This is a genomic window from Pseudomonas sp. HD6515 (assembly GCF_024971855.1).
Taxonomy (GTDB): domain Bacteria; phylum Pseudomonadota; class Gammaproteobacteria; order Pseudomonadales; family Pseudomonadaceae; genus Aquipseudomonas; species Aquipseudomonas alloputida.
This window is the reverse complement of sequence record NZ_CP079827.1, coordinates 5,076,491-5,090,252: the sequence shown is the minus strand read 5'-3', so window position 1 is coordinate 5,090,252 and position 13,762 is coordinate 5,076,491. Positions and strand designations below refer to the sequence as shown.

Annotated in this window: 13 protein-coding genes; 10 read left to right on the top strand and 3 right to left on the bottom strand. The window is 62.2% G+C overall.

What is annotated here, in order from left to right:
- Positions 1 to 109: 109 nt before the first annotated feature.
- The gene (locus KW568_RS23570; protein ID WP_003252029.1) at positions 110 to 781 is read left to right on the top strand and encodes a response regulator; all 672 of its coding nucleotides are present in this window, start codon (positions 110 to 112) and stop codon (positions 779 to 781) included.
- Positions 774 to 2,153, top strand: coding sequence for a sensor histidine kinase (locus tag KW568_RS23565; protein WP_003252031.1), 1,380 nt, complete (start codon positions 774 to 776; stop codon positions 2,151 to 2,153). The genes KW568_RS23570 and KW568_RS23565 overlap by 8 nt, the downstream gene beginning before the upstream one ends.
- A 65-nt stretch (positions 2,154 to 2,218) precedes the next feature.
- Here KW568_RS23565 and KW568_RS23560 read toward each other — a convergent pair whose 3' ends face one another.
- Complete coding sequence (locus tag KW568_RS23560) at positions 2,219 to 3,025, bottom strand: HDOD domain-containing protein (protein ID WP_004575165.1); 807 nt, start codon at positions 3,023 to 3,025, stop codon at positions 2,219 to 2,221.
- Positions 3,026 to 3,080: 55 nt separating this feature from the next.
- Positions 3,081 to 4,022 (bottom strand): folate-binding protein YgfZ, encoded by a 942-nt coding sequence (locus tag KW568_RS23555; RefSeq protein WP_259536964.1) that lies wholly within the window; start codon positions 4,020 to 4,022, stop codon positions 3,081 to 3,083.
- 133 nt (positions 4,023 to 4,155) lie between these two features.
- On the opposite strand from KW568_RS23555, the gene KW568_RS23550 reads away from it, so the two are divergent.
- Positions 4,156 to 4,410 carry a succinate dehydrogenase assembly factor 2 gene (locus KW568_RS23550; protein WP_003252043.1) on the top strand — a complete coding sequence of 85 codons (255 nt, stop codon included), beginning with the start codon at positions 4,156 to 4,158 and terminating at the stop codon, positions 4,408 to 4,410.
- Complete coding sequence (locus tag KW568_RS23545; RefSeq protein WP_014859160.1) at positions 4,394 to 4,852, top strand: protein YgfX; 459 nt, start codon at positions 4,394 to 4,396, stop codon at positions 4,850 to 4,852. The genes KW568_RS23550 and KW568_RS23545 overlap by 17 nt, the downstream gene beginning before the upstream one ends.
- Positions 4,853 to 4,970: 118 nt before the next feature.
- On the opposite strand, the gene nadB is transcribed toward KW568_RS23545, so the two are convergent.
- Positions 4,971 to 6,575 carry an L-aspartate oxidase gene (gene nadB, locus KW568_RS23540; protein ID WP_004575167.1) on the bottom strand — a complete coding sequence of 535 codons (1,605 nt, stop codon included), beginning with the start codon at positions 6,573 to 6,575 and terminating at the stop codon, positions 4,971 to 4,973.
- 436 nt (positions 6,576 to 7,011) lie between these two features.
- Between nadB and rpoE the strand changes: the two genes are divergently transcribed.
- The 6 genes from rpoE to lepB all read left to right on the top strand — a co-directional run bounded on the left by rpoE (position 7,012) and on the right by lepB (position 13,644).
- Positions 7,012 to 7,593, top strand: a complete 582-nt coding sequence (gene rpoE / locus KW568_RS23535; RefSeq protein ID WP_003252049.1) for an RNA polymerase sigma factor RpoE — start codon at positions 7,012 to 7,014, stop codon at positions 7,591 to 7,593.
- Positions 7,594 to 7,626: 33 nt separating this feature from the next.
- Positions 7,627 to 8,217 (top strand): sigma-E factor negative regulatory protein, encoded by a 591-nt coding sequence (locus KW568_RS23530; RefSeq protein WP_003252050.1) that lies wholly within the window; start codon positions 7,627 to 7,629, stop codon positions 8,215 to 8,217.
- A 12-nt stretch (positions 8,218 to 8,229) separates the two neighbouring features.
- A complete protein-coding gene (locus KW568_RS23525; protein ID WP_003252052.1) occupies positions 8,230 to 9,195 on the top strand; it encodes a MucB/RseB C-terminal domain-containing protein in 966 nt (321 codons plus the stop codon).
- 205 nt (positions 9,196 to 9,400) lie between these two features.
- Entirely contained in the window at positions 9,401 to 10,804 is a 1,404-nt protein-coding gene (locus tag KW568_RS23520) for a DegQ family serine endoprotease (protein ID WP_003252054.1), read from the top strand.
- Between the two features lie 180 nt (positions 10,805 to 10,984).
- A complete protein-coding gene (gene lepA, locus KW568_RS23515; protein WP_010952535.1) occupies positions 10,985 to 12,784 on the top strand; it encodes a translation elongation factor 4 in 1,800 nt (599 codons plus the stop codon).
- Between the two features lie 5 nt (positions 12,785 to 12,789).
- Positions 12,790 to 13,644, top strand: a complete 855-nt coding sequence (gene lepB / locus KW568_RS23510) for a signal peptidase I (protein WP_003252057.1) — start codon at positions 12,790 to 12,792, stop codon at positions 13,642 to 13,644.
- The last annotated feature ends 118 nt before the right edge of the window (positions 13,645 to 13,762 follow it).

Genomic DNA, 13,762 nt, shown 5'->3' with positions numbered 1-13,762 from the left:
GAACCTTTCGCTAACCTTTCAGCGTGAAAGGTTTGTCACGAGGGGCTTCACAGGCGTGGTGACAGCGGTACACTCCGCGCCACCGCCCCACCCGAGCCGGGAGAATCCGATGCGTGTGCTACTGGTCGAAGACCACCTGCAACTGGCCGAAAGCGTGGCCCTGGCCTTGAAAAGCCATGGCCTGACCGTAGATGTGCTGCATGACGGCGTGGCTGCCGACTTGGCGCTGGCCAGTGAGGAATACGCCGTGGCCGTGTTGGATGTCGGCCTGCCGCGCATGGACGGCTTTGAGGTACTGGCGCGCTTGCGAGGCCGTGGCAAAACCTTGCCAGTGCTGATGCTGACTGCGCGCAGCGACGTCAAGGACCGGGTCCATGGCCTGAACCTGGGCGCCGACGATTATCTGGCCAAGCCGTTTGAGCTGACCGAGCTGGAAGCGCGGGTCAAGGCCTTGCTGCGCCGCAGTGTGCTCGGTGGCGAGCGACAGCAACGCTGTGGGCCGTTGGTGTATGACCTGGACACCCGGCGCTTCACCCTCGGTGATGACAACCTGACGCTGACCTCACGCGAGCAGAGTGTGCTGCAAGCGCTGATCGCCCGCCCGGGTCGGGTGATGAGCAAGGAGCAACTGGCTGCCCAGGTGTTTGGCCTGGACGAAGAAGCCAGCCCTGACGCCATCGAAATCTACATTCACCGGCTGCGCAAGAAGCTCGACGGGCACCCCGTAGCCATCGTCACTTTCCGTGGTCTGGGTTATTTGCTTGAGCACCGCGATGCGTGACAACGGCAGCCTGCGCGGGCGCTTGCTGGGTAATTTGGCGCTGTTGCTGGTGGTGCTGATGCTGGCCAGCGGCCTTAGCGCCTACTGGAATGGCCGCGAGGCCGCCGACACCGCCTACGACCGCACCCTGCTGGCTTCGGCGAGAACCATCGCCGCGGGCCTGTCGCAGCGCGATGGTTCGTTGAGCGCGGATGTGCCTTACGTGGCGCTGGACACGTTCGCCTATGACAGTGCGGGGCGCATTTACTATCAGGTGCTGGATATCCAGCAAAGGCTGATTTCTGGCTACGAGAACCTGCCGCCACCGCCGCCTGGCACGCCGCGCACCGATGACTATCCGGCATTGGCACGGTTCTACAACGCCACTTACCTGGGCCAGGACGTTCGTGTGGTCAGCCTGCTGAAGCCGGTCAGCGAGCCGAACATGAACGGCATGGCAGAAATCCGCGTAGCCGAAACCGAGGAAGCGCGGGTGCGTATGGCCCGAGGGTTGATGGCCGATACCCTGCTGCGCCTGGGCATGCTGGCACTGGGGGCGTTGGTGATGGTGTGGTTTGCCGTGAGTGCCGCGTTGCGGCCGTTGGAGCGCCTGCGCACAGCGGTGGAGGAACGTCAGCCGGACGACTTGCGAGCGTTGCCGGTGGTACAGGTACAGCGCGAGCTGGGCCCGCTGGTGCGCGCCTTGAACCACTTTACCGAGCGCTTGCGTGGCCAGTTCGAGCGCCAGGCGCAGTTCATTGCCGACGCGGCCCACGAACTGCGAACGCCGCTGGCGGCGTTGAAGGCACGTGTCGAGCTGGGCTTGCGCTCGGCCGAGCCACAGGAGTGGCGGCAGACCTTGGAGTCTGCAGCCCAGGGCACCGACAGGCTGACCCACCTGGCCAACCAGCTACTGTCGTTGGCGCGGGTCGAGAATGGCGCACGGGCCATTGCCGAGGGCGGTGCGCAGCGTCTGGATTTGAGCCAGCTGGCCCGTGAACTGGGCATGGCCATGGCGCCATTGGCGCACAAGCGCGGGGTGTCGCTGGCGCTGGAGGCCGAGGCGCCGGTATGGCTGAAGGGGGAGCCGACGTTGCTCAATGAGTTGTTGAGCAACCTGGTGGACAATGCCTTGGCGCATACACCAGCGGGTGGCAATGTGATTTTGCGGGTAATGGCGCCGGCGGTGCTGGAAGTGGAAGACGATGGGCCTGGTATTCCCGAGGCCGAGCGCGAACGGGTGTTCGAGCGGTTCTACCGGCGAAGTGCGCAGGGCAGTGGATTAGGGCTGGCGATCGTTGGCGAGATCTGTCGGGCGCACCTGGCGCAGGTGAGCCTGCATGATGGCGAGAAGGGCGGGTTGCGGGTGCGGGTGAGTTTTATTGCGGATTGAGGGTTTGCCTGTGTCGACCCTTTCGCGGGCTCATCTGCGAAAGGGCCCTGGCAGGCTGTTACAGCTCAGCGCAACATGCTCCGCGCCTCTAGCAGTTCATCGACCTCCAGCTCGGTGCCAAACGGCAGCCCCAGATGGCGGTAAGCCGGCAGCGCAGCCAATGGCCGGTGGCGCCCGCGCTGACTGATGCAGCGGGCGATCTGCACAATGTCGATGTAATCAATCTTGTCAGTCTGGCGGTCCAGGTCATGAACCTGGCTCGGCAGGTTGACCAACTGCTCCGGAAACTCCCAGGCCTTGAGGATCTTGTCCCCCAGCACCGGCTGGAGTTGCTCGATCACGTAATGCAGGCAAACCGGGTCGGACAACAGTTCGTTGTGCTCTTCGGCATAGATGAGTACCGGCAGCGCGCCAATCTGGTTGACCAGCCCACCCAAGGTGGCCTGGTCAGGCTTCAGAGGTGTAAAGCGACGGCAGATTTCGTAGCTGATGCCCGCCACTTCCAGGCTACTGGCCCAGATATCGCGCAGTTTCTGCTCGACTGCCGGCGAGCGGGCATGGAAAATCTGCTCGATCACCAGGCCGATGGCCAGGTTGCAGCTGTAGTTGATGCCTAGCCGCGTGATGGCGGTATGCAGGTCGGTCACCTCGACCGCAGCACGCAGCAGTGGGCTGTTGACGACCTTGATCAGGCGCGCTGAAAGGGCCGCGTCGCGGCCGATCACCTTGCTCAGGGCCGCTACGCTGATCTCGTTGTCTTCCGCTGCTTCGCGGATGCTCAAGGCAACCTCGGGCAGGGTTGGCAGGACCAGGTCATCCTTTTCGATGGCGTCGAGCAATTGTGCTTGAACCAACTCGGCCAGCTTGTTCATGGGCATGTCTACCGCAGTGGTGGTGCGGCCCCGCCACAGGGGTGGGGCAGGCTGGTCAGCGCTGGATTTCCCGGTCGCGGTCCAGTTCGTAAGGCAGGGTCAGCACCTGCAGGCGCGGGCCTTCGAGGCTGCCCAGGTGCAGGTTGCCGTCTTCCACCGCCTCGGCGCTGAGCACCGCGAGCAGTTCGCAGCCCGTGCCGGTGCCGGCAGCAATGACTACTTCACCGACCGACGACCCATGGGTGGGTGAGAAAATCTCGGCGCCCGGGGCCGGAATGGCCTGCTGGTCCAGGGCCAGGCGGTACTGGCGGCGCTTGAGTTTGCCCAGGTACTGCATGCGGGCGACGATTTCCTGGCCGGTGTAGCAGCCTTTCTTGAAGCTGACGCCGTCGACGGCTTGCAGGTTGATCATCTGCGGGATGAACAGCTCACGGGTCGGGCCCATGACCTGGCCGATACCTGCGCGAATCTGGCCCAGCAGCCAGTCGTTGAGCGTGCCTTCGGGCAGCGCTGCGGCAAGGGCCTGGCGTACAGGCTCGGCCTCAGCCGCCGGCACCCACAGCTCAACCCGGCCGGCGGACACGGCGATCGCGATCAGCCCGTCATGGCGCACGGTGCTACCGGCGGCTGCGGGCACGACAAGCCCCAGCGCCTGCAGCGCGGTGTCGCCATCTTGCAGGCCGAAGCGTGCCCATGCGGTGCTTTCGTCGGTCAGCGTGGCCTTGGAGAATACGGCGTACTTTTTCAGGTCGGCCAGTTGCGCGTCGAGCAGTTCGCTGGCCATGGCCAGCAAGTAGCCGTTGCCCTCGGGCACTATGCGGAAGCTCGACTGCATGCGCCCCTTGACCATGCAGCGGGCGCCGAGGCTGGCGTGTTCCTGGCTGAGGTAGTTGATGTTGCAGGTCAGCTGGCCTTGCAGGAACTTGCCTGCATCGGAGCCGCGGACGGCGAGGATGCCCTCGTGGGACAGGGGGCAGAAGAAAGCGGAATCGGCCATGGGTCATCGCGGTGGCTAAAGACTGGCGGCCATCATAGAACGCCGGTAACAAAATAGGTAGGTGACTAGACCAACGCCCGGTGTCGCTTCGCGCGCCGGGCTGTATACTGGCGGCCCATTCGAGGAGGGCCCCATGGTCGAACAAACTGAACTCAACCGGCTTTTCTGGCACAGCCGCCGCGGCATGCTGGAACTGGACGTACTGCTGGTGCCTTTCACCCAGGAAGTCTACCCCACCCTCAATGAGACCGACCGTGAACTGTACGTGCGTCTCTTGAGCTGCGAGGATCAGGACATGTTCGGCTGGTTCATGGAGCGCACCGAGTCCGAAGACCCGGAACTGCAGCGTATGGTCCGCATCATTCTGGACCGTGTCCAGCCCAAGTGAGTGTTTCGAGTGCCGTTGGCAAGGCTCGCGCCTGCTGCTGACGGCCTACCTGGCTTGTCAGGTACTGGCGTGGCTTGCCGTGTGGGCGAGCCCGCTGCCCGGGTGGCTGGCCTTTTCTGTTGTCGCCGCCTGTACGGCCCACGCTGGCTGGGCCATTCCCCGACGTATTCTGTTGACCCATGAGCATGCGGTTGTCGGCCTGCGCCGTGATGTGCGGGGTTGGCAGGTGTTCAGCCGTGCCTGTGGGTGGCAGTCAGTGCGCTTGTGCCGGGACAGCGTGGCGTTGCCTGGGCTGGTGGTGTTGCGCTTTGAGCGGGCGGGGCGGTGGTTGGGGCAGAGCCAGTGCGTACCGGGGGATGCGCTGGGGCCGGATGAGCATCGGCGATTGCGCGTGCGATTGAAGTTCAGCCGGCGGCGCTGGGCCGCGGTGAGCCGGGCATAGATCAGCACCGGGTCAGTTTCTTCGCAGGCTCGCCCGCTCTCACAGGTACTGCGCAAAACTGCAAGGCAGTTAAACCCCTGTGGGAGCGGTCGAGCCCGCGAAGGCCGCGACGCCGCTATCAGAGCGGGCTAAGGATGGTGTCCTTGGCCTCGTCCAGCATCCCTGGGTAATCCAGTGTGTAATGCAACCCTCGGCTTTCCTTGCGCTGCATGGCGGACAGGATCATCAATTCGGCCACTTGCGCCAGGTTGCGCAGCTCGATCAGGTCACGGCTGACCTTGTAGTTGCTGTAGAACTCGTCGATTTCATCCAGCAGCAGGCGAATGCGGTGCTGGGCCCGCTGCAGGCGCTTGCTGGTGCGCACGATGCCGACGTAGTCCCACATGAAGCGCCGCAGTTCGTCCCAGTTGTGCGCAATGATCACGTCCTCGTCCGAGTCGGTCACCTGGCTGGCGTCCCAGCCGGGCAGGGCCTTGGGCATGGCCACTTGCCCCAGGTGCGCCTGGATGTCGGCAGCGGCGGCGCGACCGTATACGAAACATTCCAGCAGCGAGTTGCTGGCCATGCGGTTGGCGCCGTGCAGGCCGGTGAAACTGGTTTCGCCGATGGCATACAAGCCAGGCACATCGGTGTGGCCGCAGTCGTCGACCATCACCCCGCCGCAGGTGTAATGCGCCGCAGGCACCACCGGGATCGGCTGACGGGTGATATCGATGCCAAAGGCCAGGCAGCGCTCGTACACGGTGGGGAAGTGGCTCTTGATGAAATCTGCGGGCTTGTGAGTGATGTCCAGGTATACGCAGTCCACGCCCAGGCGCTTCATCTCGTGGTCGATGGCGCGGGCCACGATGTCCCGTGGGGCCAGCTCTTCGCGTGGGTCGAAGCGTGGCATGAAACGTTCGCCGTTGGGCAGGCGCAGCAGGGCGCCCTCGCCGCGCAGGGCTTCGGTGATCAGGAAGCTCTTGGCCTGCGGGTGATACAGGCAGGTCGGGTGGAACTGGTTGAATTCCAGGTTCGCCACTCGGCAGCCGGCCCGCCAAGCCATGGCGATACCGTCGCCGCAGGCACCATCGGGGTTGCTGGTATAGAGGTAGACCTTGGCCGCACCGCCCGTGGCCAGCACGGTGAAGCGCGCGCCGAAAGTGTCCACCTCGCCGGTGTTGCGGTCGAGCACGTAGGCGCCCAGGCAGCGTTCGCCGGGCAGGCCCAGGCGGCGTTCAGTGATCAGGTCGACCGCCACCCGCTGCTCCAGCAGCTGGATGTTCGGGCGCTGGCGAGCCTGTTCCAGCAGCGTGGTGAAAATTGCCGCGCCGGTAGCGTCGGCGGCATGGATGATGCGCCGGTGGCTGTGGCCCCCTTCACGGGTGAGGTGGAACTCGAAGCCGCCATCGTCGACGCTGTAGTGCTCATCGCGGGTGAAGGGCACGCCTTGTTCGATCAGCCACTGGATCGCTTCGCGGCTGTGCTCGACGGTAAAGCGCACTGCGTCTTCATGGCACAGCCCGCCGCCGGCATTGAGGGTGTCCTCGACATGCGACTGCACAGTATCGGTATTGTCCAGCACTGCAGCGACGCCGCCCTGGGCCCAGAAGGTCGAGCCGTTGGACAGGTCGCCCTTGCTCAATACGGCAACGCGAAGGTGGCTGGGGAGGTTAAGTGCCAGGCTGAGACCGGCGGCACCGCTGCCGATCACCAGGACATCATGTTGGAATTGTTGGCTCATGTCGGGACACTAGTAATCTTTGGGAGGGGCACGGCACAATGGTCACGCGCGGATGGCATTGTGAAACTATCGTTAAACGTGGCCGGGATGCCTTTATAGCAGCCCCGGGTGGCCAATTTCCATGCCACTTGCCAGGTTGCGACGACCTTTGTGGGAACTTTCCGACATGGCCGGAAATCCTATGAAGGCTGCCCGTACGCCACAATTTGCCGCGGCGACGCAGGGCGGCAGGCCTTTCCGGGCTTTACCCCTGCGTATTTGAAACCTGATTATCGACGTAGCCGGCCGTGACCGCGCCGCGTCTTCCGTGCAAGCCGACCAAGGGCTGCAGGAAACTTGCTTGGAGGGGAGAACTTTTGCGCAAAGCCCGAGTCTATGTTTGCAAGCCTGAGCGATGGCTGATGCAACGCTCCTTCGAGTTCACTGAGGAGTGTTCATGCTAACCCAGGAAGAGGATCAGCAGCTTGTCGAGCGCGTTCAGCGCGGCGACAGGCGAGCTTTCGATCTGTTGGTGTTGAAGTATCAGCACAAGATTCTCGGGTTGATCGTGCGGTTTGTCCACGATACCCACGAGGCCCAGGATGTAGCACAGGAAGCCTTCATCAAGGCCTACCGTGCGCTTGGCAACTTCCGCGGCGACAGTGCGTTTTATACGTGGCTGTACCGCATCGCCATCAACACGGCGAAGAATTACCTGGTGTCCCGTGGAAGACGGCCGCCAGACAGTGATGTGAGCTCCGAGGATGCGGAGTTTTACGACGGCGATCATGGTCTCAAGGATCTCGAGTCCCCAGAGCGCTCGTTGTTGCGGGATGAAATCGAAGGCACTGTCCATCGCACCATCCAGCAACTGCCCGAAGACCTGCGTACGGCATTGACGCTACGCGAGTTCGACGGGCTGAGTTACGAAGACATTGCCAGTGTCATGCAATGTCCGGTGGGTACCGTGCGCTCTCGAATCTTCCGCGCTCGGGAGGCCATAGATAAAGCCCTGCAGCCGTTGTTGCAGGAAACCTGAGACAGCGGCGACAGCGCCAAGAGAGGAACCGCCATGAGTCGTGAAGCTTTGCAGGAATCGCTGTCCGCGGTGATGGATAACGAAGCGGATGAACTGGAACTGCGTCGGGTGTTGAACGCCGTCGACGACGCCGAAACCCGTGCCACCTGGTCGCGTTACCAGGTTGCCCGTGCAGCCATGCACAAGGAGCTGCTGCTGCCTAACCTGGATATCGCCTCGGCGGTGTCCGCGGCGCTGGCCGACGAAGCCGTGCCAGCCAAGGTCAAGAAAGGCCCTTGGCGCAGCATTGGCCGCCTGGCGGTAGCCGCCTCGGTTACCGTCGCGGTACTGGCCGGTGTGCGTATGTACAACCAGGACGAGATCACGGGTGCAGAGCTTGCTGCCCAGCAGCCTGTCCAACAGGGCCTGAGTGTGCCACAAGCGCAAGGCCCGGCCGTTTTGGCAGGCTATAGTGAGAGCAGTGAGCAACCGACCGGGCCGATGGCCAATGGCGTGCTGCAGAACCAGGCCGGCTGGGATCAGCGTCTGCCAGGTTACCTGCGCCAGCATGCCCAGGAATCTGCGCTCAAGGGCACTGAAACCGCATTGCCGTATGCCCGCGCCGCCAGCCTGGAAAACCGTTAAGTAAGGAGGATCATGCGCGCGCTACCTCTCCTGTCGCTGCTGATTGGCAGCTGCATGACGGTGCCAGCATTGGCGGCCAATTCTTCGCCTGAGGCGAGTGAGTGGTTGAACAAGCTGGCACAGGCCGAGCAAAAACAGAGCTATCAAGGGTCGTTCGTCTACGAACGCAACGGCAGTTTCTCCTCCCACGACATCTGGCACAGGGTCGACGACGGCAAGGTCAGCGAGCGGCTGTTGCAGCTTGATGGCGCCGCCCAGGAAATCGTGCGCGTGGATGGCAAGGTGGAGTGCGTCAGCGGGGCCTTGGCCAGCGGTGTCACGGCGCCGCCGGATACCGCGCCGCGTGTGCTTGATCCGCTGAAACTGATGGGCTGGTACGATTTGAGTGTGGCAGGCAAGTCACGGGTCGCCGGGCGCGATGCCGTGATCATTACGCTAACGCCACGCGACCAGCATCGCTATGCATTTGAATTGCATCTGGACCGTCATTCGGGTTTGCCGCTGCGTTCGTTGATGCTCAACGACAAGGGGCAGTTGCTGGAACGCTTCCAGATGACCCGTCTCGATACCGATGATGTCCCCAGCGACGCAGACCTGCGCCCAGGTGCTGCCTGCAAGCCGGTGCAACATGTGGCCGCCGGCAGCAATGATACCGTCGCGGGTTGGCGTTCGGACTGGCTGCCACCCGGTTTCGAGCTGGTCAACAGCTCGGTACGCCGTGATCCCAAGCGCAACAGTTCGGTCAGCAGCTTGATGTATGACGACGGCCTGGCGCGTTTTTCGGTGTTCATCGAGCAAGTGAGCGATGATGGCGGCACCGACATGCGCACCCAGTTAGGCCCGACCTCGGCAGTCTCGCGTCGCCTGAACACACCCAAGGGCAAGGTGATGGTGACCGTGGTTGGCGAAATTCCGCTGGGTACGGCAGAGCGCGTTGCCCTGTCGATGCGCCCCCAGGATGCCCAGGCGCGCCAGTAATGGCGCGCTTTTGCGTGCCGAGCCAAGGTGGGCGGGTATACGGCTGAAATGAAATTAAAGCATTGTCATTTGCAATCCATCGGCAAATTTTCTATAGGTCAGGCTTTGAAGAGCCTGGCCTTTCTGCGTTGTGCAGGGGTCTTTCCAAACTACCGCTCGTTGTGACGGGAGTCGTATGTCAATACCACGCTTGAAATCCTACCTAATGATGTTCGCTGCTGTGCTGATGCTCGGCCAAGTCCTCACCGCCCAGGCCGAGGAAGCCCTGCCGGACTTCACCACCCTGGTGGAGCAGGCTTCGCCGGCGGTGGTCAACATCAGTACCAAGCAGAAGCTGCCTGACCGCCGAATCGCCGCAGGCCAGATGCCGGACCTGGAAGGCCTACCGCCGATGTTCCGCGAGTTCTTCGAGCGCAACATGCCCCAGCAGCCGCGCTCGCCGCGCGGCGACCGCCAGCGCGAGGCGCAGTCGCTGGGCTCGGGTTTCATCATCTCCAGTGATGGCTACGTGCTCACCAATAACCATGTGGTGGCCGATGCCGACGAGATCATCGTCCGCCTGTCGGACCGTAGCGAGCTCCAGGCCAAGCTGGTGGGTACCGACCCGCGTACTGACGTGGCGCTGCTGAAGGTCGATGGCAAGAATTTGCCAACGGTGAAATTGGGTGACTCCGAGAAGCTCAAGGTGGGCGAGTGGGTACTGGCCATCGGTTCGCCGTTCGGCTTCGACCATTCGGTGACCAAAGGTATCGTCAGCGCCAAGGGCCGGACCCTGCCCAATGACACCTACGTACCGTTCATCCAGACCGACGTGGCCATCAACCCGGGTAACTCCGGCGGCCCCCTGTTCAACATGAAAGGCGAAGTGGTGGGGATCAACTCGCAGATCTTCACCCGTTCTGGCGGTTTCATGGGGCTGTCGTTCGCCATCCCGATTGACGTGGCGATTGATGTCTCCAACCAGCTGAAGAAAGACGGCAAGGTCAGCCGCGGCTGGCTGGGCGTAGTGATTCAGGAGGTCAACAAGGACCTGGCTGAATCGTTTGGCCTGGACAAGCCGGCGGGCGCCCTGGTGGCCCAGGTGCTGGAAAACGGCCCGGCAGCCAAAGGCGGCCTGCAGGTGGGCGACGTGATCCTCAGCATGAACGGCCAGCCAATTGTCATGTCCGCCGATCTGCCGCACCTGGTTGGCAGCCTCAAGGATGGCGAGAAGGCCAGGCTGGAAATCATCCGCAACGGCAAGCGCCAGAACCTGGACATCAGCGTCGGCGCACTGCCGGATGACGACGTTGAGATTGGCGCTGGCACCGAAGGCGGCGCCGAGCGCAGCAGCAACCGCCTGGGTGTATCGGTCGCCGACCTGACCGCCGAGCAGAAAAAGTCCCTGGAGCTCAAAGGTGGCGTGGTCATCAAGGAAGTGCAGGATGGCCCGGCAGCCATGATCGGCTTGCGCCCGGGTGATGTCATCAGCCATCTGAACAACCAGGCTATCGGTTCGGCGAAGGAATTCACCGAAATCGCCAAGGAACTGCCGAAGAACCGTTCTGTGTCGATGCGCGTGCTGCGTCAGGGCCGCGCCAGCTTCATCACCTTCAAGCTTGCTGAATAAGCGGTTTCGCAAGGCGAAAGGGCAGCTTCGGCTGCCCTTTTTCATGAATCTTCACAATTGCCGGAATGATTGCTGTGTACAGTCGGACAGAGGAATCTCCCATAACCCAGCAGCTTAAGGTACAATTCCCGGCTATTTTTCGGCGGGCGTCCGGCTCGCAGCCTTTTCGAGTGTTGACCCGTGAGTGATTTGAGTCATATCCGCAATTTCTCCATCATCGCCCACATCGACCATGGCAAGTCGACGCTGGCTGACCGTTTCATCCAGATGTGCGGTGGCCTGTCGGCGCGCGAGATGGAAGCCCAGGTGCTCGATTCCATGGACCTGGAGCGTGAGCGCGGTATCACCATCAAGGCCCACAGCGTCACCCTTCACTACAAGGCGCAGGACGGCAAGACCTACCAGCTGAACTTCATCGATACCCCCGGCCACGTCGACTTCACCTACGAAGTTTCGCGTTCGCTGGCGGCCTGTGAAGGGGCACTGCTGGTGGTTGACGCCGGTCAGGGCGTGGAAGCCCAGTCCGTAGCCAACTGCTACACCGCCATCGAGCAGGGCCTGGAGGTCATGCCGGTCCTGAACAAGATGGACCTGCCCCAGGCCGACCCGGACCGCGTCAAGGACGAGATCGAGAAGATCATCGGTATTGATGCCACCGACGCCGTGGCCTGCAGCGCCAAGAGCGGTATGGGCGTTGACGAGGTGCTCGAGCGCCTGGTGCACACCATCCCCGCGCCAGAAGGTGAGATCGATGCACCGCTGCAAGCGCTGATCATTGACTCCTGGTTCGACAATTACCTGGGTGTGGTCTCGCTGGTGCGTGTGCGCCAGGGCCGCGTCAAGAAAGGCGACAAGATCCTGGTCAAGTCCACCGGCAAGGTGCACCTGGTCGACAGCGTCGGTGTCTTCACCCCGAAGCACACCCAGACCGCTGATCTGAAAGCCGGCGAAGTAGGCTTCATCATCGCCAGCATCAAGGACATCCACGGTGCCCCGGTTGGCGACACCCTGACCCTGTCCTCGACCCCTGAGGTCGAGGTGTTGCCAGGCTTCAAGAAGATTCAGCCGCAGGTCTACGCTGGCCTGTTCCCGGTCAGCTCCGACGACTTCGAGGATTTCCGCGACGCTCTGCAGAAGCTGACCCTGAACGACTCCTCGCTGCAGTACATGCCGGAAAGCTCCGACGCGCTGGGCTTTGGCTTCCGTTGCGGTTTCCTGGGCATGTTGCACATGGAGATCATCCAGGAGCGCCTGGAGCGCGAATACGACCTGGACCTGATCACCACCGCACCCAGCGTGATCTATGAGCTGGAGTTGAAAACCGGCGAAACCATCGTCGTCGACAACCCGTCCAAGCTGCCGGACGTCTCGGCTGTAGCCGACTTCCGCGAGCCGATCGTCACCGCGACCATCCTGGTTCCGCAGGAGCACCTGGGCAACGTCATCACCCTGTGCATCGAGAAGCGTGGCGTACAGCGCGACATGCAGTTCCTCGGCAGCCAGGTGCAGGTGCGTTACGACATGCCGATGAACGAAGTGGTGCTCGATTTCTTCGACCGCCTCAAATCCACCAGCCGCGGCTATGCTTCGCTGGATTATCATTTCGATCGCTACCAGTCGGCCAACCTGGTCAAGCTGGACGTACTGATCAATGGCGACAAGGTCGATGCCCTGGCATTGATCGTGCACCGCGACAACGCGGCCTACAAAGGCCGTGCGTTGACCGAGAAGATGAAGGAACTGATCCCTCGGCAGATGTTCGACGTAGCGATCCAGGCAGCCATTGGCGGCCAGATCATTGCGCGGACAACCGTCAAGGCGCTCAGAAAGAACGTACTGGCCAAGTGCTACGGCGGTGACGTCAGCCGTAAGAAGAAGCTGCTGGAGAAGCAGAAGGCCGGTAAGAAACGCATGAAACAGGTGGGCAATGTGGAAATTCCACAAGAAGCCTTCCTCGCCGTGCTCAGGTTGGATAGCTAGGTCCTATGTCGCTAAATTTCCCGCTGTTGCTAGTCATCGCCGTCTTCATCTGCGGTCTGCTGGGCTTGATCGACCTGCTGTTCCTGGCCCCGCGCCGGCGTGCGGCAATCGCCAACTATCAGGGCAGCGTCAGCCAGCCTGAGATGGCGGTGGTCGAACGGCTGAACAAGGAGCCGTTGCTGGTCGAGTACGGCAAGTCGTTCTTCCCGGTGCTGTTCATCGTGCTGGTGCTGCGTTCGTTCCTGGTCGAGCCGTTCCAGATCCCTTCGGGATCGATGAAACCGACCCTGGAAGTGGGCGACTTCATCCTGGTGAACAAGTTCTCGTATGGCATTCGCCTGCCGGTGATCGACAAGAAGGTCATCGAGGTCGGTGACCCGCAACGCGGGGATGTGATGGTGTTCCGCTACCCGAGTGACCCGAATGTCAACTACATCAAGCGTGTGGTTGGCCTGCCGGGCGACGTAGTCCGCTACACCAACGACAAGCGGCTGTTCGTCAACGGCCAGCCCGTTGCCGAACAACTGGTGGGCAGCGAGCCGGGTACCCTGGGCAGTGCTCAGCTGTACAAGGAAAAGCTCGGCGCGGCCGAACACCTGATCCGCAAGGAAATGAGCCGTTATCGCATGCCGCCGGACCAGCAGTGGACCGTGCCTGCGGGCCATTACTTCATGATGGGCGACAACCGCGACAACTCCAACGATAGCCGTTTCTGGGATGACCCGAACATTCCCAAGGAACTGCACGGCATGGTTCCGGACCGGAACATTGTCGGCAAGGCCTTCGCGGTGTGGATGAGCTGGCCTGAGCCCAAACTCAGCCACTTGCCCAACCTGTCGCGGGTTGGCCTGATCCATTGATACCCATCGGCGCTGTCCAGCAGACAGCGCCGAATGCATTTCTGACATAGGCTGTGTTCTCAGGGATCGGGAGATTCGCCACACATCAATCGGCGGACCACAGCCAAACAGTCTTTCA